This is a genomic window from Pelomonas candidula, from assembly GCF_043555985.1.
Classification (GTDB): domain Bacteria; phylum Pseudomonadota; class Gammaproteobacteria; order Burkholderiales; family Burkholderiaceae_C; genus Pelomonas; species Pelomonas candidula.
This window is the reverse complement of sequence record NZ_JBIGIC010000018.1, coordinates 65,797-86,215: the sequence shown is the minus strand read 5'-3', so window position 1 is coordinate 86,215 and position 20,419 is coordinate 65,797. Positions and strand designations below refer to the sequence as shown.

The window sequence follows — 20,419 nt, the reverse complement described above, 5'->3', positions numbered from 1 at the left end:
CCGCAGGCACGCTGGCCCTGGGCAGCGCCGGCGCCATCGGCTCCACCGGCACCATCACCCTCGGCGGCGGCTCGCTGCAGTTCTCTGCCAGCAACACCACCGACTACTCCAGCCGCTTCAGCACCGCCGCGTCCCAGGCCTACAACCTCGACACCAACGGCCAGGCCGTCACGCTGGCCACCGCCCTCACCAGCTCCGGCGGCTCGCTGACCAAGTCCGGCGCAGGCACGCTGACCCTCACCGGCGCCAACACCTACGGCACCACCACCATCAGCGCCGGCACGCTGCAGGTCGGCAACGGCGGCACCACCGGCACACTGGGCAGTGGCGCCGTCACCGACAACGCCGCACTCGTCTTCGACCGCAGCAATGCGTTCACCGTTTCCAACACCATCTCCGGCACCGGCTCGCTCGAGCAGGCCGGCTCCGGCACGCTGACGCTCTCGGGCACCAACACCTACAGCGGCGGCACCACGCTCACCGCGGGCACGCTGGCCCTGGGCAGCGCCGGCGCCATCGGCTCCACTGGCACCATCTCCTTCACCGGCGGCACGCTGCAGTTCTCCGCCAGCAACACCACCGACTACTCAGGCCGTTTCAGCACCGCCGCGTCCCAGGCCTACAACCTCGACACCAACGGCCAGGCCGTCACGCTGGCCACCGCCCTCACCAGCTCCGGCGGCTCGCTGACCAAGTCCGGCACCGGCACGCTGACCCTCACCGGCGCCAACACCTACAGCGGCACCACCACCATCAGCGCCGGCACGCTCGACGTCGGAGGCGGAGGCAGCACGGGTACGCTGGGTACCGGGTCCATCACGAACAATGGCACCCTCACGCTGAACCGCAGCAACGCCTTGACCGTCTCGGCCGCCATCGGTGGCACGGGCAATCTGGTCAAGCAGGCCGCCGGCACGACGACGCTGACCGGCACCAGCACCTACAGCGGTACCACCACCATCAGCGCCGGCACGCTGCAACTCGGCAACGGCGGCACGACCGGCACGCTGGGCACTGGCGCCGTGACGAACAACGCCACGCTGGCCGTCAATCGCAGCAACGCCGTCACCCTCGCCAACGACATTGGTGGCAGCGGCGCACTGAGCCAGCTCGGCAGCAACACGCTGACGCTGACCGGCACCAACACCTACGCCGGTACCACCACCATCGCCTCAGGCGCCACGCTCAACATCGGCGGCGGCGGCGCGACGGGCACGCTGGGCGGCGGCACGGTCACCGACAACGGCACGCTGGTGCTGGAACGCAGCGACGCGCTGGCCGTCGCCAACAACATCGTCGGCACCGGCAGTCTCATCAAGCGCGCCGCGGGCACGACGACGCTGAGCGGCACCAACACCTACACCGGCGGCACCAGCATCGAAGCCGGCACGCTGGCCTTGGCGGGCGGCGCAGCGCTGGCCGACACCGGCAACGTCACGCTTGCGAACACGACCGGTGCCTCGCTGGACATCACGGCCAGCGAGGCCATCGGCTCGCTTAGCGGCGGCGGCAGCAGTGGCGGCAACGTCAGCATCGCCAGCGGGCAGACGCTGAGTGTCGGCGGCGACAACACCAGCACGCAGTTCAGCGGCATCATCAGTTCGTCCGGCACGCTGAACAAGACCGGCAGCGGCACGCTGACGCTGACGGGCGCCAACACCTATGGCAACACCATCGTCACGACGGGGACGCTGCAGCTCGGTGACGGCAGCACCACCGGCTCGCTCGGCTCCGGCGCCGTTACCGGCTCCGGCACGCTGGCCTTCGATCCGGGCGCGGCGGGCCTGACCGTCTCCGGCAACCTGGGCAGCAATCTCAGCATTGCCAAGCTCGGCGCCAACACGGTGACACTGAGTGGCACCAACACCTACACCGGCACCACGACCATCAGCGGTGGCACGCTGGCGGTCACCAACGGCGCGGCGCTGCCCGACAGCGGCGCCGTGACCATCGCCAACACGGCAGGCGCCACGCTGGCCGTGACCGGCAGCGAAACGATAGGTTCGCTGGCGGGCGGCGGCAGCACGGGGGGCAACGTCAGCATCGCCGCGGGGCAGACGCTGACGACGGGCGCCGACAACACCAGCACCGTTTTCGGCGGCGCATTCACCTCCAGCGGCGCTCTGGTCAAGTCGGGAACGGGCACTCTGACGCTGACCGGCACCAGCACGCACACCGGCGGCACCACCATCTCGGGCGGCACGCTGCAGCTGGGCAACGGCGGTACCACGGGCACGCTGAGCCTGACCGGCATCAGCGGCGCCGGCACGCTGGCGTTCAACCACAGCGACGCGCTGACGGTCAGCGCCGACATCGGCAGCGACCTGAGCCTGACGCAGCTCGGCAGCGGTGCCCTGACACTGACCGGCAGCAACAGCTACAGCGGCAACACGACGATCAGCAGCGGCTCGATGCTCAATGTCGGCAACGGCGGCGCCACCGGCTCGCTGGGTGTCAGCACCATCTTCAACGACGGCACGCTGGTCTTCAACCGCAGCGCCGCGCTGACGCTGTCCTCCGCCATCAGCGGCGCCGGCTCGCTGGTCCAGCAGGGCAGCGGCACCCTCAGCCTCACGGGCACCAACAACGCCCACACCGGCACCATCAGCATCGCCTCGGGCAGCACGTTGAGCCTGGGCGATGGCTCAGCCTTCGGGACGCTGGGCTCGGGCGCCGTGACGAACAACGGCACCCTGGTCATCAACAAGAGCAATTCGGTCGTGCTGGCGAACGCCATCAGCGGCTCGGGCGCGCTGGTTCAGCTGGGCAGCAACCAGGTCTACCTCACCGGCACCAACACCTACAGCGGCACCACCACCATCAACGGCGAGCTGTTCGTCGGCAACGGCGGCACAACCGGCAGCCTGGGCACCGGTGCCGTCATCGACAACGGCACGCTGTGGAGCAACCGCAGCGATGCGCTGACCATCGCCAACAACATCAGCGGAACGGGCGGGCTACAAAAGCTCGGTGCCGCCGCGCTGACCTTGTCGGGCACCAACACCTTCACCGGTAGCACGACGGTCAGCAGCGGCGCGCTCAACGTGGTCGGCGGCTCCGCACTGGCGGACAACGGCACCGTCTCGCTGTTCAACGGCGCGGGCGTCGTCCTGAACGTCAATGCCAGCGAGACCATCGGCGCGCTGACCGGCGGCGGCGCCACGGGCGGAAACATCGCCATCGCCGCAGGCCAGACGCTGACCGTCAGCAGCGGCAGCTATGCCGGCGTCATCTCCGGCAGCACCGGTGTGCTGGCCAAGAGCGGCACCGGCACGCTGACACTGTCCGGCGCCAACACCTACGGTGGCGGCACCACCATCTCGGCCGGCACGCTGGCGCTGGGCGCCAGCGACGTGCTGAGCAGCGGCGCCGTCGCCCTGACCGGCGGCACGCTGGACATCGGCAGCTTCAGCGACACCGTCGCCAGCCTCACGGCGCAGAACGCCACCGTCACCGGCGCGACCGGCGTGCTGACGGCCGCCACCTACGCGCTCAACACGGGCAGCAGCGTGGCCGCCAAGCTCGGCGCCGGCACGCTGACGAGCAACGGCAGCGTCACGCTCAGCGGCCCCTCGGCCGCCACCACCGTCAACGTCGCCACCGGCACGCTGACGCTGGGCGCCGCCGACCGCCTCGCCGACACGGCTGCCGTCAGCATCGCCAGCGGCGCCACGCTGAAGTTGAACGGCAGCGACACCGTCGGCACGTTCACCACGGCCGGCACGCTGGACAAGACCGGCATCACCGACACGCTGATCGCCTCGACCTACGCGCTGAACACCGGCGCCGTCGTCAACGCCAACCTCGGCACCGGCACGCTGGCCAGCAACGGCAACGCGACGCTGAACGGCAGTTCGGCGGCCACCACCGTCAATGTCACCGCCGGCACGCTGACGCTGGGCGCCGCCGAGCGCCTGGCCGACGCCGCCGCCGTCACCGTCTCCGGCGGCGCCACGCTCAAGCTGGGTGGCACCGAGACCATCGGCGGACTCACCCTCTCCGGCACGCTGGACAAGACCGCCGCCGGCGACACCCTCACCGCCACGCCCGGCGGCTACACGCTGCACAGCGGTGCCGTCGTCAACGCCAACCTCGGCGCCGGCACGTTGAGCAGCGACGGCGACGCCACCCTCAATGGCACAGCCGCGGCCACCACGGTGAACGTGAACGGCGGCCGCCTCACGCTGGGCGGCGCCAACCTGCTGGCCGACGGCGCGACCGTCAACGTCAGCGGCGCTGGCACCCTCAAGCTCGGCGGCAACGACACCATCACGCAGCTCAACCTGTCGGGCACGCTGGAAAGCGACGTCGACAACACGCTGACCGCAACCGCTACCACCGGCTACGCACTGACCGGCGGCGTCACGCAGCTGCACGCCAACCTGGGCGCCGGCAAGCTGTCGGCAACCGGCACCAGCCAGCTCAACGGCACGACGGCCGCCACGGACGTGCACATCGGCGCCGGGGACACGCTGACGCTGGGCAGCACGGCGGCCCGCCTGACTGCCCACCCGACCATCACCGTCGATGCCGGCGGCACGCTGACGCTGCTGGCCAACAACACGGCGCAGTCGGTCAGCCTCGGCGCCGGCGCGCAGGTCAACGGCACCGGCACGCTGAGCGCCACCGACTACGTGCTCGACAACGCCACCTACAACGGCGACCTGGACGGCGGCAAGCTGACCAGCCGCAACAACAGCACGCTGAACGGCCACTCCGCGGCCACCCTGCTGCTGGTCGACACCGGCACGCTGACGCTGGGCGCGGCCGACCGCTTCACCGCCCTGCCCGACGTGACCATCAACGCTGGCGCCAGCCTGGCGCTGGGCGGCCACGAGCACTTCGGCTCGCTGGCCGGCGCCGGCACGCTGGCGCTGGGCAGCCAGTCGCTGCTGACCGGCTCCACGCAGTCCACCGTCTTCAGCGGCCTCATCACCGGCAGCGCCGGGTCGCAGCTGATCAAGGAAGGCAGCGCCACCACGTTCACGCTCAGCGGTGCCAGCACCGGCAGCAGCGGCCTGTTCGAGGTGAAGGAAGGCACGCTGCTGCTGTCGGGCATCAACCGCCTGGGCAGCGCCAGCAGCGTCCTCGTCGACAGCGGCGCGCTGCTCAAGCTGGACGGCAACCAGACGGTGGCCGCGGCCACCGTCGCCGGCACGATCGACAAGACCAGCGCCACCGACACCCTCACCGCCGCCACCTACGCGCTGAACGACGGCGCCGTCGTCACCGCCAACCTCGGCGCCGGCGCGGTCACCAGCAACGGCAACGTCACGCTCAACGGCACGGCCGCAGCGACGTCGGTCGACGTCGCCACCGGCACGCTGACGCTGGGCGCGGCAGACCGCCTGGGCGACAGCACCGCTGTCGGCATCGCCAGCGGCGCGACGCTCAAGCTGGGTGGCAGCGACACCGTCGGCACGCTGACCACCGCCGGCACGCTGGCCAACACCAGCGCCACCGACACGCTCACCGCCGCCACCTACGCGCTCAACAACGGCGCCGTCGTCACCGCCAACCTCGGCGCCGGCGCGGTCACCAGCAACGGCAGCGTCGCCCTCAACGGCACGGCAGCCGCCGCCACCGTCAACATCGCCAGCGGCACGCTGACGCTGGGCGCCGCCAACCGCCTGGCCGACACCGCCGCCGTCGGCATCGCCAGCGGTGCCACGCTCACGCTCAACGGCAGCGACACCGTCGGCTCGCTGACCTCGGCCGGCACGCTGGCCAACACCAGCGGCACCGACACGTTGACCGCTACCAGCTACGCGCTGAACAACGGCGCCGTGGTCAACACCAACCTCGGCACCGGCACGCTGACCAGCACCGGCAGCGCGACGCTGAACGCCACGTCCGCGGCCACCACCGTCGACGTCAACGGCGGCACGCTGACGCTGGGCGCCGCCAACCGCCTGGCCGACACGGCCGCCGTGACCATCGCCGGCGGCGCAACGCTGGCCCTCAACGGCAGCGACACCGTCGGCACGCTGACCTCGGCCGGCACGCTGGCCAAGACCGGCGCCACCGACACGCTGAGCGCCACCACCTACGCGCTGAACAACGGCGCCGTCGTCGACGCCAACCTGGGCGCCGGCACGCTGACGAGCAACGGCAGCGTCGCCCTCAACGGCACCGTGGCCGCTACCGTCATCAGCGTCGTCTCCGGCACGCTGAGCCTCGGCGCGGCCGACCGCCTGGCCGACGCCGCCGCAGTCAGCGTCACCAACGGCGCCACGCTCAAGCTCAATGGCAGCGACACCGTCGGCACGCTGACCACTGCCGGCACGGTCGCCGGCACCGGCGCGGGCGACACGCTCACCGCCACGACCTACGCACTGAACGATGGCGCCACCGTCTCCGCCAACCTGGGCGCCGGCACGCTGACGAGCAACGGCGCGGTCACGCTCGGCGGCACGGCAGCGTCCGCCAACGTCAACATCGCCAGCGGCACGCTGACGCTGGCCGGCGCAAACCGCCTGGCCACCACTGCCGCGGTGAATGTCGCCAACGGCGCCACGCTGACGCTCAACGGCAACAACACCATCGGCACGCTGACCTCCGCCGGCACGCTGGCCAAGACCGGCGCCGCCGACACGCTGACCGCCGCCACCTACGCGCTGAACGATGGCGCCGTGGTCAACGCCAACCTGGGCACCGGCGCACTGACCAGCAACGGCAGCGTCGCCCTCAACGGCACGGTGGCCGCCACCACCGTCAACGTCGCCACCGGCACGCTGACGCTGGGCGCCGCCGACCGCCTGGCCGACACCGCGGCCGTCACCGTCGCCACCGGCAGCGCGCTGACGCTGAACGGCAGCGACACCATCGGCAGCCTGACCAGCAACGGCACGCTGGCCAGGACCGGCGCCGCCGACACGCTGACCGCCGCAACCTACGCGCTGAACAACGGCGCCGTCGTCAACGCCAACCTCGGCGCCGGCGCGTTGACCAGCAACGGCAACGTCGCCCTCAACGGCACGTCCGCCGCAGCCACCGTCAACGTCGCCACCGGCACGCTGGCGCTGGGCGCATCCGACCGTCTGGCCGACGCCGCAGCCGTCACGCTGGCTGCAGGCACCACGCTCAAACTCAACGGCAACGACACCGTCAGCAGCCTCACGTCCGCCGGCACGCTGGACAAGACCGGCGCCACCGACACGCTGACCGCCGCCACCTACGCGCTCAACGACGGCGCAGTCGTCGCGGCCAACCTCGGCACCGGCACGCTGACCAGCAACGGCAACGTCACCCTCAACGGCACGTCCGCCGCCAATGTCGGCGTCGCCAGCGGCACGCTGAGCCTCGGCGCCGCCGACCGCCTGGCCGACTCGGCCTCGGTCAACATCGCCAGCGGCGCCACGCTCAAGCTCAATGGCAGCGACACCGTCGGCAGCCTCACGTCCGCCGGCACGCTGGCCAGGACCGGCGCCACCGACACGCTGACCGCCGCCAGCTACGCGCTCAACGACGGCGCCGCCGTCAACGCCAACCTCGGCACCGGCACGCTGACAAGCAACGGCGCCGTCACCCTGGCGGGCACGTCCGCCGCCACGACGGTCAACGTCGCCACCGGCACGCTGAACCTCGGCGCCGCCGACCGCCTGGCCGACAGCGCCGCCGTCACCATCGCCAACGGCGCCACGCTCAAGCTCAATGGCAACGACACCGTCGGCACGCTGGCCGTCGCCGGCACGCTGGCCAACACCGGCGCCGCCGACACGCTGACCGCCACGTCGACGACGGCCAGCAACGGCGCCCGCCTGCTCGCCAGCCTCGGCGGCGGCTCGCTGGACACCAGCGGCGCCGTCTACATCTCCGGCAACGCCGGCGTGCAGACGCTCAACGTCAACGGCGGCACGCTGCAGCTGGACGGCAGCAACCAGCTCGGCGCCGCCCCGGCCACGACGCTGGCCGCCGGGGCTACGCTGGCGCTGAACGGCAGCCAGACGCTGGGCAGCCTCGCCGGTGCCGGCGCCATCACGTCGAGCAGCGGCACGCTGGCCGTCGGCAGCCGTGGCGACAGCCAGTACGACGGCGTCTACAGCGGCGCCGGCGCGCTGCGCAAGGAAGGCACCGGCACGCTGATCCTGGGCAACAACAACAGCTACACCGGCACCACGCAGATCGCCGCGGGCACGCTGCAGGTCGGTACGGGCGGCACCAGCGGCGCGCTGGGCAGCGGCGCCGTCGACGACGGAGGCACGCTGCGCTTCCAGCGCAGCGACGCCATCACGCTGAACCAGGCCGTCTCCGGCACCGGCGGCGTCGAGCAGGCCGGCACCGGCACGCTGACGCTGGCCACCGCCCTGCAGACCACCGGCGTGACCAAGGTCAGCAAGGGCACGCTCGCCACCGCGGGCGACGAACGCATCGCCGACACCAGCAGCGTCGTCGTCGACAGCGGCGCCTCGCTGACGCTGGGCGGCAGCGAGACGCTGGCCGCGCTGACCAGCGCCGGCAGCGTCGAGCTCAAGGGCAACCTCAGCGCCAGCGGCGACGTGACGATCAGCGGCCAGCTCAGCCTGACCGGCTCCGGCCCGCAAAGCCTGGTCGCCAGCAAGCTGGAGGCCACCAACGCCGCCAACGTGCTGGGCGCACAGCCGCTGTCGCTGACCGCGCAGTCCGTGCAGCTCAAGACGGCCGACAACGCCGCGCTCAAGCTGGGCACCGTCAAGATCGCGGCAGACTCCAGCATCTCGGCCGGCACCATCGAGCTGACCGGCGACGTCACGCTGACCGGCGGCACCACCACCCTCGTGGCGGCCGCAGCACCCACGGCCTACACGGTCGAGACCGGCAAGCAGGCCGGCAATGCGCAGCAACTCGCCATCGCCAGCAACACCATCAGCCAGACCGGCGGCCTCATCCACGCGACCTCCGGCGCGCTGGCGCTGCAGGCCAAGGGCGGCGGCTCCATCACGCTGCTGGACGGTGCGGCCAACGACCTGAGCGGCGGCATCTCCGCCGTCAGCGGCACCGCCGGCGCGGCGTGGAGCGCCAACTCCTCGGCCGACCAGACGGCGGCGCAGCAGAGCCGCATCAGCATCAGCGGCGACACGCTGCGCGTCAACGGCGCGGGCGTCGATGGAGACCTCGTCGTCATCGACGCCGCCAAGCTCAGCACCGCGGCCAGCAGCGTCATCCGCGCCCGCCTGCCGTACAGCTCGGCGCTGGGCTTCGCCGTGCAGCTGCCCGGCCTGACGCTGAAGCTGCGCGACGCGGCCTTCGCACAGTCCTACACGTTCGGCGGCATCGGCGACGGCAACGCGCTGGCCATCGACGTGGGCAGCAGCGCGCCGAACATCCCTGCCGGCTACATGACCATCCTGCCCAAGAAGCCGGCGAACCTGGGCGCCACGGCCGTGTACGCCAGTGGACCTTCAGTGGGCACCAACGGCTACCAGTTCTTCTACGACGGCGCCCGCCGCACAACGGAAGTGCCGGTGGTGTACAACGGCGTGGCACCGTCCACGCCCGAAGCGCAGGGCTCCATCTCCGCCACCGTCGCGGTGTCGGAAGGCGCCCGCAAGGACCGCTTCGACGAGGCCGTGCGCACCGAGAACGTCGCCATCCGGCTGCGCTCCGGCGTCATCGCGGAGGTCGGCGCCGGCCGCCCGGCCACCATCGGCAAGGAAGGCATCCGCCTGCCCGACGGATGCACGCCATCCGCAACGCTGGGCTGCGAGCAATGAGTCCCCAACCAGGCATCTCGACCATGACCACCGACCGCCCGGCAAACCTCCGCCGCCGCACCCTGCTCGAGGCGCTGCCGGCCCTGCTCGCCGGCGCGCCGGCGCTGGGCCAGGCGCAGCAGAACGACGCCGACGCGCTGCCCTCGACCCGCCTCGCGCTGCTGGTCGGCAACCGCGACTACCCCGAACCCGACGACCTCCCGCCCACGCACAAGAACGTGCACGACCTGCGCGCCGCGCTGGAGCTGCGCGGCTTCAGCGTCACCGACGCGCTGGACGTCGATGCCGCCAAGACCCGCCAGGCCATCGAGACCTTCGCCGCCAGCGTCAAGTCCGGCCCGCCGGACACGGTGGCCTTCTTCTACTTCACCGGCCATGGCCTGCAACTGGATGCCGAGAGCCTGCTTGTCGGCGCAGGCACCAGCCCCAAGGCCAAGGCGGAAGTCCTGGGCCGCAGCAGCGTCAGCGTCATGAAAGATGTCGTCGAGCGCATGCCCCAGCGCCCCGATGCGCTGACCATCTGCGTCATCGACGCCTGCCGCACCAACATCCGCGCGGCCGTGCAGGCCAGCGACGGCCTGAACCAGATCGAGGTGCCGCCCGGCTTCCTCGTCGCGTTCTCCACCGGTGCCGGCAAGCCGGCCATCGCGCCCGCATCGGCCAACCTGAGCACTTTCTACACGGCCTCGCTGGTCAAGCTGCTGAAGGTGGCCGACGCGGAGGCAACCTGGTCCGACTTCTTCTCCGTCGTGCGGCTGGACGTGCTGAACACGATGCGCAACCACCCGGTCGAGGCCGTGCGCGCGCTGGCGCAGGACTCCTTCATCGCCAAGGACGTGCGCCGCCCCGTGACGCTGGCGCGCCCGACGACGGGCGACAAGGCCGAAGCCGACCCGCCGTCCGCTGCGCCGCGCGCCCCCGACGACCTCGAGGACTGGGCCGCCGTCGACCAGAGCATCTGGCCGCAGGACGTCTCCAAGCTCGCCGACGGCTACCTGCAGCGCCACCCGCAGGGCCGCCGCGCCACCGCCGCGCTGGCCGCCCGCGAAGGTGCCAAGGAGGCCAGCCAGGTGCTCAAGCGCACCGACGTGCGCCTGTACCGCACGGCCTTCAACCTCGCCGACGACATGGGCGAGGAGCTGCGCGCCGACATCCACAAATCGGCCCGCGGCGACAAGGACGCCGCCGCCCGCGTGGCCCGCAGCTACCGCGACGGCAACTCGCCGTCCGCGCCGGGCCGCTACGAAGGCTGGCTGCAGTACGCGGCCGGCCTGGGCAACGGCATCGCCGCCTACGAACTGGCGCTGCATTACCGCCGCAGCGCCCAGCCGCTGCTGGCCTCGCAGTTCGAGTCGCGAGCCCGCGAACTGGGGTATACACCGCCGCCGACGCTGGACCACTATCGCAAGTGATCCCGGGCGCGACCGCAACGGCTCGCGCGGCGCGAACGAACCCCTGACCATGTCCGACACCCCCGCAGGCCCACTCGACCCCGCCCTCGTCGCCCTCATCGAAGCCGGCTGGCCCGACATGGCCGCCCGGCTGGGAGACCGCCGCGAGGCCTTCGTCACGCGGGTCGGGGAGCAGGCGCGCTCGCAAGGCCTGCTGGACACCAACAGCGCCGCGCGCTACCTCAATCTCTGCTTCGCCTTCGGCCCGGCCTTCGAGACGCGGCCCGAGAACGAATGGGCGCTGGCGCTGCTCGTGGACGAGCGCCTGGGCAACTGGGTCAAGCTGCACCAGCTGGTGCGCGCCGGCGCCGAGGAACTGGCGCGCCGCGGCGGCGAGGCGCAGTTGCTGCTCGTCAACGACGCCCGCCTCGTCGATGCGCTCGACCACCGCGCCCGTGTCAACGAAGGCACGCCGCCGCTGCCGCGAAAGGCCTGCGACATCGAGGCGCTGGAGTTCCGCGCGCTGGACCTCGACTGGCGCCGCGAATATCGCCTCGAAGGCGGTGCCTGGCAGCATCTGGCGGCTCCGCCCGCACCGCCACCGCTGCGCGTCGGTGCCGGCGAACCCACGGTGGAGCGGCTGTGCCTGCTCAGCCAGGCCGCCAGCGAAGGCCCGCAGACGCGGCTGCAGGTCCGCCAGGCGCCGCACGGCCAGTGCGGCCTGCCGGTGCCGCACCCGCAGCTGCGCTGGCTGGGCGGCCACGGGCTGATGGCCTGCCAAGGCCACGCCGCGCAGTCCACCAGCTGGACAGTCGCCGCGCTGCCGCCACCCGCCGTGCCGCCAGGCTGGGGCGCGCTGCTGCTGCAGGAGCCCTCGCCCGAACTGACCCTGCTGGAGCTGAACACCTGCGGCGTGCGTGACCGCGGCGTGCCGCTGGGATCGCAGCACCTGAAGGTCTGGTCCTGGCCGGCCCAGCAGTGGCTGCTGACCTGGCAGCGCGACCGCCTGCTGGAGCAGACCTGGCCGCGTCAGGCCTCCGCGCCGCCGCTGCCTCCCGCGTCGCAAGGCCTGCGCGTGCGCCTGGCCCGCGACGGCGCGCCGCGCGCCGCGCCCAAGTGGGGCGAAGGCCTGGGCCCCGGCATCGAGGCCGCGCTGATGGCCGGCGCCGAGAAGCTGTTCGCCGCCTGGTCAGCCTGCGCGCAATCACCACGCATGAGCCTGCGTGCCGGGCTGTTCAACGGCCATGCGGCCATGACCTGGGGCCTGCGCGAAAGTCCTGCCGGCCTGAACGCCGACCCACTGCTGCGCGTCGTCGGCGACTTCAAGCTCGGCATGACGCTGGACCTCGTGCTGACCGGCGAGATCGAGCAGGCAGGCGCGCGCACGCAGCTGAGCCTGCGCATCAACCTCGACACCGAGCTGGCCATGCAGCTGAACCGCGACACCGCCGAACCGCCGCTGGCCGAGGTGCTGGAGCCGGTGCAGCAGCACATCCGCTGCCCGGTTGCGCTGGAGTTCACACCGCTGGCCAGCGAGACCGGCCTGCTGTGGAGCGAGTTCGGTCCGCCCACCGGCGCGCTGGTCGGCGCCTTCGGGCTGCGGCCCAGCCCGCAGGGCGGCGGCGCATGGCAGTGGTTCCTGCAGCTGGCGCTGGAGCCCGTCGTCGCGCCCATGGCCGTACAGGACCCGCTGCTGGGCCGCAGCAGCCAGCATGTCGCGCTGCTCGGCTCCGTGCCGCTTCTCGACTGGAGCCTCGGCTAAGAAGGTGCGAGCAAATTGAACACACCCGCTCATACCGCGCAAGCCGCCCCACTCGTCGTTGCAAATGCTCGCCGTAGCCCGAGCTACGACTGCGCGTTGCGTCTAGATTGGGCCGCCCTGCGCGGCCTGCTCGGGCGCGCCCAATTCACTCCCACCCTCTGATGGAACGCCTCCTCATCCTCCGCCTCCAGGCCCAGGGCGTGGCCGCGCAGGCGCGCCTGAACGGCTTCGCGCTGGCTGAGGTCGGCGCCGCCGGCGGCGTGCAGGCGCTGGCCGTCCACGAGTACACGCTGGCCGGCAACAACCGGCTGGAGCTGGTCATCGAGCCCGCCGCCCCGGCACCCGAGCCCCGGCTGTCCGAAGGCCCGCGCACCGCCCGCCTGCAGCTGCTGCTGCCGCGCGTGGGCCAGGCCGCCAGCGACGACCAGTCCCGCTGCCTCGCCACGCTGGACTGGGCCGTGCAGGACGGCGAGCTGTACCGCGCCCACGCCACCGTGCAGCAGGAGGTCGACATCCCTGTCAAGTTCCCGCGCTGGCGTTGGCAGGACGCGCCGCCGCTGCCCGATCTGGGCACGCTGACGGCGCCGGTGCTGGCCTTCGCGCAGGAGCAGGCGCTGGCGCTGGCACAAGGCGATGCCGAGCCCTGGATCACCGCCGCGCGGCTGCGTTTCGAGGAACTGGCATTGGCCTACCAGCGCAAGCCCGAGGACGACCTGGCCCGCTGGCGGGCCCGCGTGCAGCTGCTGCACGCGCAGAAGGCGCTGCGCGGCCCGCTGCCGGCTGCGGACAAACTGAAGCTGCGCCCGACAGCCGACGGGCGGCTCATCGAATGCCTGTCGACCGAAGGCGGACCGCTGCTGCAATTCAACCGGCCCGACGGCGGCAAGGTCTCGATGCCCATGCGCATCGCCGTCGTCGAAGGCCGGCTCTACGTACTCCGCTGAAGGCACCCGCGCACGAGGCTGTCGTATCCTCAACGCCCGTCCAGAACGCCACGAAAACAAGGGAACCCGCGAATGATCGTGCTGTCCGTCAGCAGCTACAACGGCGCACCGACCGAGCCGCGCGAAGCCAGCTTCGACGAACTGGGCGGCACCATCGGCCGCGCCACCACCAACCAGCTGGTACTGCCTGACCCCGACCGCACGATCTCGCGCGTCCACGCGCAGGTCGCGCTGCGCAACGGCGCGTTCGCCGTCGTCGACCGCGGCAGCAACGCCATCAGCATCAACGGCACGCCGCTGGGTAACGGCCGCGAGGCGCCGCTGAAGGCGGGCGACACGCTCAACATCGGCGGCTACGTGATCCAGGTCCGCGCCGGCCACCAGACCATCGCCAAGGACCCGTTCGGAGACCTGTTCGGCAGTGCCACGCCCCGCGCCAGCGCGCCGACCGCCCCGCCGGCTTTTGCGCCACCGCCCCCGCCCGCAGCCTTCTTCGCTCCGCCACCGCCGGCACCGGCGTTCTTCCCGCCGCCGCCCGCTGCCGCCCCGTCCGGCGCGATGGGCGCCATCCCGGCCGACTGGGACCCGTTCGCGCCCGAGATGCCCACCAGCGGCGTTGCCATCACCCGCATCATCACGACACCCAGCGACCCGCTGGGCCTGGGCGCGCCGGCGCAGGCACCGCTGTCGGCCGGGCCGTCGCTGGACGACCTGTTCGGCCTCGGCCCGATAGGTGCCGCACCCGCCGACCCGCTGGGCGTGCTGGGCGCCGCACCGCCGCCGGCCAACACCGCCGGCGACGCCGACCCGCTGCGCGCGCTGATGAAGCCCGCCGGTGCGCCGCAACCGCTGCTGCCGGCCGACGACACCGTCTCCGACCTGCACATGCCGTGGCAGGCGGCCGCGCTGACGCCGCCCACTGTGCCCGCGCCGTCCTCTCCGGCCGGCGCCGTGCTGTCCTGGGACGACTCGATGCGGGACCAGAAGGTCATCACGCTGCCCGACGTGCGCCACCTCGACGGCAACAACCACGCGCCGCCGCCGGCCCGACCGACCCAGGCGCCCGCACCGGCCGCCGGCCCCGCCGGCGACACGACCGCGCTGCTGAACGCGCTGATGACGGGCCTGGGCCTGTCCACATCGCCGCTGCAGACGCTGACGCCGGCCACGATGCAGCTCCTCGGCGAACTGCTGCGCGAGTCGACACGCGGCGCCGTCGAGTTGCTGCGCGCCCGCGCCACGCTGAAGCAGGAAGTGCGCGCCCAGGTGACGATGATCGTCACGCAGGGCAACAACCCGCTGAAGTTCTCGCCCAACGTCGACGCTGCGCTGACCCACCTGCTGGGCCCCGTCGCCACCGGTTTCATGCCGCCCGCCCGTGCGATGCGCGACGCGTTCGATGACCTGCGCGCCCACGAGATCGGTGTCATGGCCGGCATGCGCGCGGCGTTGGACGGCGTGCTGGCCCGCTTCGACCCGGCCGTGCTCGACAGCGCCATCACGAAGCGCGGCGCGCTCGCGTCGCTGCTGCCCGGCTCGCGCAAGGCGCAGCTGTGGGAGCAGTTCCAGCAGCTGTACACGCAGCTGTCGCGCGAGGCCGCGGACGACTTCCACACGCTGTTCGGCAAGGCCTTCCTGCAGGCCTACGAGGCCCAGCTCGACGCGCTGGAGGCCGAGCCTGGCCCCGGCACGTCGGGCCGCTGAGGAGCCCCCCATGCTGGCCATGGAAGTCGCCATCCTGTCCGAACGCGGCGGGCGCCCCTACAACGAAGACGCCTGCGGCCACTGGCACTCCAAGCGTCATCTCGCCTGCGTGCTGGCCGACGGCGCCGGCGGCCACGGCGGCGGCGATCTCGCGTCGCGCCTGGCCGTGCAGAACCTGCTCGCCGCCGTCCAGGCCCACCCGGAGGACTGCGGCGAACAGCTCGCCGGTCTCGTGCGGCAGACCAACCAGGCCATCCTCGACCAGCGCCGGCCCGGCACGCGCAGCGCCGACATGCACAGCACCGTCGTCTGCCTGGTCGTGGATTTCATCGAGCACCGCGCCTACTGGGCGCACGCCGGCGACTCGCGGCTGTACTGGTTCCGTAACGGCCGCCTCAACGGCCGGACACTGGACCACAGCCTCGTGCAGGGGCTCGTCGAAGTGGGTCTCGTGTCGGAAGCCGAGCTGCGCCATCACCCGCGGCGCAGCGAGCTGCGCTCTGCGCTGGGCACGCAGCCCGACGAGCTGGACGTCAGCGCCCGGTCCGGCCCGGCCGAGATCGCCGCGGGCGACTGCTTCCTGCTGTGCAGTGATGGCCTGTGGGAGAACCTCGACGACCGCGACCTCGAAGCCACGCTGGCCACGGCGCGCGCGCCCGGCGACTGGCTGGACGCACTGCGCCGCATCGTCACCGCGGCCACGGCCGGAAAACCCGGCTACGACAACTTCAGCGCGATGGCGCTGTGGTTGAGTCAACCCAATCTCTGAGGAGGCTGCGATGCCGTTTCAATGTTGCATGGGCTCCCAGATGAAGTGCAGCTTCGGTGCTTCACCGAGTGCACTGATCCCGACGCCCAAGCCGATCATGACCAACAACAAGGTCGCGGCGAACATCATGGATCACATCCCGATCGCCAACATCCCGCCGTTCGGCGTGTGCAAGAGCCTGGCCAACCCGACCGTGGCCGCCGCGACCGCCGCCGCGATGGGAACGTTGACGCCCATGCCCTGCGTCCCCGTCACGCCAGCGCCATGGATCACCGGCGCGCCCACCGTGCTGGTGGCCAACTTCCCGGCGCTGGACAACACGCACAAGCTCATGTGCATCTGGGGCGGCGTCATCGAATTCAGCGACGCCGGCCAGACGAATCACCAGATTCCCTGACGTGCACCCCTCGCCCAGACTCGCCCCGCTGTACGCGGGCGAGTCTGGTCGGTCTTGCAGACCGCGCTGCGGCAGTACCACAGCCCTTCGGCAGGCACATGCCGCCCACTGGGCGCCATGTGTCCAGCCTCAGCCCCCGAGGGGACGGCGATGCTTGCAGCATTGAGCCGCAAGCACATCGCCTACGGGCCGGCTTGGGGCGGCCCGGCGCCAGTCCGTGGATATCAACGGCCCAGGTGAAACGGCGGTGGCTCAAACGACAAAGCCGCCCGAAGGCGGCCGTGTTGCGGGAGCCTGTGAGGCTCAGGGAGGCGTGGCGCGGCCGATCTCGACGCGGCGGTTCTCCGCGGCGAACGGGTCCTTGACCTTGGGCTCGGTGGCGCCGAGCCCCACAGCCGTCAGCATGCTGTCCTCGGCACCGTGGGCGACCAGGTAGCGCTTTACCTCTTCGGCGCGCTTCTGCGACAGCGCCTGGTTGCTGTCGGCGCTGCCAGAGGCGTCCGCATGGCCTTCGATGCGCACCGTCTTGCCGCTGCCGCGCTTGGTGGCCAGCGCCTCGGCGAACACGTCCAGCTGCTTGCGCAGGCCGTCGGGGATCTCGGCGGAACCGACCTTGAAGGCCAGCGCCGGCAGCGAGAAACGCACGGCGGGCTTGAAGCCCATGCACTTGAAACCGGCCGCCACGAGTTGTTCGCAGGCGTCCTCCGGGAACAGGCCTTCCTTGACGGCGCTGACAGTCGGCACCCCGTTGCCGACCTCGACGGTTTCTTGCGCCTGGGCAGCGCCACCGGCCAGCAAAGCGGCCGTCACGAAAAACAGGGGCAGGGAACGACGAACAAACATGGCGAACTCCCGATCAATCACAGCCAGGTAACACAGAATCGAGCCACCTGGTACCGCAACGCTCGCCGCGGCAAGCGAAAGGTGTGAACAAATCATAGCGTTCGGCGCCCGCCGACGACACCCTTAAATATGCGGAACCGGGTTCCGCCCCCTGTCCTGGTGACACGACCGCCGTGTATCGTTCGCGCCGGACGCCTACCGCCGAGTTGCGCTGCAGTGCCTCTATGCAAACCCACGATTTCCCTTTGCTTTCAACGACATGACCCGGCATAACAAAGTGATGTGGACGGAGGGCATGTTTCTGCAGCCCCAGCACTTCCAGCAGCAGGAGCGGTACTTTTCACGCCAGCTGGATGCCCGCCTGGCCAGCGCCAGCCTGCATCCGGAAGGCTTCACGACGCTGCTGATCGACCAGCCGGCCCTGCTGCAGGGCCAGCTGGCGCTGACCAGCGCCAGCGGCGTCATGCGCGACGGCCTCGCGTTCGCGATGCCCGACGACGAGCCAGCACCGCCCGCGCTGGACATCCCCGCCGACACCCGCGACGAACTCGTGCTGCTCGCCATCGCGCGCTCGGAGCCCGGCGTCGTCGAAAGCGACGTCGAGGGCGAGCAGGCCGGCATGCCGCCGCGCTATCACGCGCTGGAGCTGTCGGTCGCTGACGGCCATGCGCGCAAGCTCAGCGAGGCGCCGATCCAGATCGGCCGGCTCAACCTGCGCCTCGTGCTGGAAAGCCGCGCCGGCAACGGCTTCGTCGGCCTGGGCGTGGCGCGCATCGTCGAGCGCCGCGCCGATGGCCGCGTCGTGCTGGACCCGCGCTACATCCCGCCGTCGCTGCACGTCGCCGAGCAGGTCTTGCTTGAAGGCTGGCTGCGCGAGGTGCTGGGCATGCTGCACCAGCGGGGCGAGGCGCTAGCCGCGCGGCTGGCGCAGCCGGGCCGCGCCGGCGTCGGCGAGATCGCCGACTTCCTGCTGTTGCAGACCGTCAACCGCCACGAGCCGCTGTTCGACCACGCCCGCCAGCTGCGCCCGCTGCATCCCGAGCGGCTGTATTCGATGTGCCTGGCGCTGGCCGGCGAGCTGGCCTGTTTCCGTGACAAACGCCGCCCGCCGAGCTTCCCCGTCTATGCCCACCACGACCTGGCGGGTTGTTTCGAGCCAGTGCTGGCCGACATCCGCCAGTCGCTGTCGATGGTGATGGAACAGTCGGCCATCCCCATCGAGCTGCAGGACCGCAAGTACGGCGTGCGCGTGGCCGTCATCGCCGACGCCGAGCTGCGCCGCAGCGCCAGCTTCGTGCTGGCCGTCAACGCACAGATGCCGGGCGACGCCGTGCGCGCGCGCTTTCCGACGCAGGTCAAGATCGGCCCGGCCGAGAAGATCCGAGACCTCGTCAACCTGCAGCTGCCCGGCGTCACGCTGCGGCCGATGCCGGTGGCGCCGCGCCAGATCCCGTACCACGCCGGCTTCAACTACTTCGAGCTGGAGACGCGCGGCAACGAGATGTGGAAGCAGCTCGAAACCTCCGGCGGCCTGGCGATGCACATCGCCGGCGAGTTCCCCGGGCTCGAACTCGAGCTCTGGGCGATTCGCTAACTCTGAGAGGCCAGGTCCATGAACGAGAACGATCCCTTCTCGGCCTTCGAGCAGGAACGCACCATCATCAAGCCCGGCGCCGGCCGTGCCGCACCGACGACGACGCAGGTGCAAGGCCCCGCGTCGACGGCGCCGGCCGCTGCTGCGCTGCCCGATGACCTGCCACTGCCGCAAGGTCTGAACCCGCTGCTGCAACTGGCCGCGCCGCTGCTGTCGACGGCGAGCCAGTTGCGCGCCATGCCGCAGCACCCCAACCCGACCGGCCTGCGTGCGGCGCTGATCGAGTCGGTCAAGCGCTTCGAGCGCCAGGCGCAGGCCAAGGGGTTGCCGGCCGAGCATGTCGTCGCGGCGCGCTACATCCTGTGCAGCTTCATCGACGAGTGCGCGTCCAGCACGCCGTGGGGCGGATCGGGTGCGTGGTCCAGCCAGAGCCTGCTGGTGCACTTCCACAACGAGAGCTGGGGCGGCGAGAAGGTGTTCCAGCTGCTCGGCAAGCTGGCCGAGAACGTCGCCGGCCAGCGCCCGCTGCTGGAGTTGCTGCAGGTCGTGCTGGCACTGGGCTTCGAGGGCCGCTACCGCGTGCTCGACAACGGCAAGGCCCAGCTGGACAGCGTCAACGAACGCCTCGCCAGCCTGTTGCGCGAGCAGGCCGGGCCGCCGCTGCGCGAGCTGTCACCGCAGTGGCGGGGTGTCGCGCTGCGGCCGCACAAGCTCTCCGATGGCCTGCCGCTGTGGGTGCTGGCCGCGCTGACGGCCGGCCTGCTGCTGCTGGTGTTCATCGCACTGCGGCTGTCGCTGCATGCGCGCACCGACGCCACGTTTGACACGCTGCAGTCCATGGACGTGCGCGCTGCGACGCTGGCACCGCCCCCACCACCGCCCGCAGCAGCACCGCGCCTGGCGACGCTGCTGCAGACGGCCATCGCGCGCGGCGCGCTGCAGGTGCAGGACCTGGCCGACAAGTCCATCGTCACCATCGCCGGTGACGGCTTCTTCGAGCCCGGCAGTGCCGAGGTCGCCAGCGGCGTGAAGCCGCTGCTGGCCGAGATCGCCGCGGCGCTGGTGCAGTTGCCGGGCCAGGTCACCGTGACCGGCCACACCGACAACCAGCCCATCCGCTCGCTGCGCTTCCCGTCCAACTTCGACCTGTCGCGCGAACGTGCCGAGGCGGTGCGCCAGCTGCTGCTGCCGACGCTGGGCGGCCAGCGCATCCGCGCCGAGGGCGTCGCAGACAGCCGCCCGGTCGCCGACAACAGCACCCCCGCGGGACGCGCGCGCAACCGCCGTGTCGAGATCACGTTGACCGTCCAAGGCAACTGAAGC

Annotated in this window: 10 protein-coding genes; 9 read left to right on the top strand and 1 reads right to left on the bottom strand. The window is 71.5% G+C overall.

The genetic code is table 11. The annotated features are described in order from the left end of the window. The 7 genes from ACG04R_RS25890 to ACG04R_RS25860 all read left to right on the top strand — a co-directional run. On the top strand, nucleotides 1-9,692 hold a 9,692-nt coding region (locus tag ACG04R_RS25890), incomplete at its 5' end, for an autotransporter-associated beta strand repeat-containing protein (RefSeq protein ID WP_394416898.1). Next, complete coding sequence (locus ACG04R_RS25885) at nucleotides 9,689-11,104, top strand: caspase family protein (protein ID WP_394416896.1); 1,416 nt, start codon at nucleotides 9,689-9,691, stop codon at nucleotides 11,102-11,104. The genes ACG04R_RS25890 and ACG04R_RS25885, both read left to right, overlap by 4 nt. 49 nt (nucleotides 11,105-11,153) lie before the next feature. Next, nucleotides 11,154-12,845, top strand: coding sequence for a hypothetical protein (locus ACG04R_RS25880; RefSeq protein ID WP_394416894.1), 1,692 nt, complete (start codon nucleotides 11,154-11,156; stop codon nucleotides 12,843-12,845). Between the two features lie 161 nt (nucleotides 12,846-13,006). Continuing rightward, nucleotides 13,007-13,789 carry a hypothetical protein gene (locus tag ACG04R_RS25875; protein ID WP_394416892.1) on the top strand — a complete coding sequence of 261 codons (783 nt, stop codon included), beginning with the start codon at nucleotides 13,007-13,009 and terminating at the stop codon, nucleotides 13,787-13,789. Nucleotides 13,790-13,861: 72 nt separating this feature from the next. Then, nucleotides 13,862-15,493, top strand: coding sequence for a type VI secretion system-associated FHA domain protein TagH (gene tagH / locus ACG04R_RS25870; RefSeq protein WP_394416890.1), 1,632 nt, complete (start codon nucleotides 13,862-13,864; stop codon nucleotides 15,491-15,493). A gap of 10 nt (nucleotides 15,494-15,503) precedes the next feature. Continuing rightward, entirely contained in the window at nucleotides 15,504-16,262 is a 759-nt protein-coding gene (locus ACG04R_RS25865) for a PP2C family protein-serine/threonine phosphatase (protein WP_394416888.1), read from the top strand. A gap of 10 nt (nucleotides 16,263-16,272) precedes the next feature. Further along, nucleotides 16,273-16,659, top strand: coding sequence for a DUF4280 domain-containing protein (locus ACG04R_RS25860; protein ID WP_394416886.1), 387 nt, complete (start codon nucleotides 16,273-16,275; stop codon nucleotides 16,657-16,659). Between the two features lie 303 nt (nucleotides 16,660-16,962). On the opposite strand, the gene ACG04R_RS25855 is transcribed toward ACG04R_RS25860, so the two are convergent. Next, complete coding sequence (locus ACG04R_RS25855) at nucleotides 16,963-17,502, bottom strand: OmpA family protein (RefSeq protein ID WP_394416884.1); 540 nt, start codon at nucleotides 17,500-17,502, stop codon at nucleotides 16,963-16,965. Between the two features lie 259 nt (nucleotides 17,503-17,761). On the opposite strand from ACG04R_RS25855, the gene tssK reads away from it, so the two are divergent. Beyond that, complete coding sequence (gene tssK / locus ACG04R_RS25850) at nucleotides 17,762-19,096, top strand: type VI secretion system baseplate subunit TssK (RefSeq protein ID WP_394416882.1); 1,335 nt, start codon at nucleotides 17,762-17,764, stop codon at nucleotides 19,094-19,096. A gap of 18 nt (nucleotides 19,097-19,114) precedes the next feature. Beyond that, nucleotides 19,115-20,416, top strand: coding sequence for a type VI secretion system protein TssL, long form (tssL, locus tag ACG04R_RS25845; protein WP_394416880.1), 1,302 nt, complete (start codon nucleotides 19,115-19,117; stop codon nucleotides 20,414-20,416). The last annotated feature ends 3 nt before the right edge of the window (nucleotides 20,417-20,419 follow it).

What these genes read in the sequence shown, in the direction of transcription:
- ACG04R_RS25885 (WP_394416896.1), top strand. Translation starts at nt 9,689, where the DNA reads ATGAGTCCCCAACCAGGCATCTCGACCATGACCACCGACCGCCCGGCA.
- ACG04R_RS25880 (WP_394416894.1), top strand. Translation starts at nt 11,154, where the DNA reads ATGTCCGACACCCCCGCAGGCCCACTCGACCCCGCCCTCGTCGCCCTC.
- ACG04R_RS25875 (WP_394416892.1), top strand. Translation starts at nt 13,007, where the DNA reads ATGGAACGCCTCCTCATCCTCCGCCTCCAGGCCCAGGGCGTGGCCGCG.
- tagH (WP_394416890.1), top strand. Translation starts at nt 13,862, where the DNA reads ATGATCGTGCTGTCCGTCAGCAGCTACAACGGCGCACCGACCGAGCCG.
- ACG04R_RS25865 (WP_394416888.1), top strand. Translation starts at nt 15,504, where the DNA reads ATGCTGGCCATGGAAGTCGCCATCCTGTCCGAACGCGGCGGGCGCCCC.
- ACG04R_RS25860 (WP_394416886.1), top strand. Translation starts at nt 16,273, where the DNA reads ATGCCGTTTCAATGTTGCATGGGCTCCCAGATGAAGTGCAGCTTCGGT.
- ACG04R_RS25855 (WP_394416884.1), bottom strand. Translation starts at nt 17,502, where the DNA reads ATGTTTGTTCGTCGTTCCCTGCCCCTGTTTTTCGTGACGGCCGCTTTG.
- tssK (WP_394416882.1), top strand. Translation starts at nt 17,762, where the DNA reads ATGACCCGGCATAACAAAGTGATGTGGACGGAGGGCATGTTTCTGCAG.
- tssL (WP_394416880.1), top strand. Translation starts at nt 19,115, where the DNA reads ATGAACGAGAACGATCCCTTCTCGGCCTTCGAGCAGGAACGCACCATC.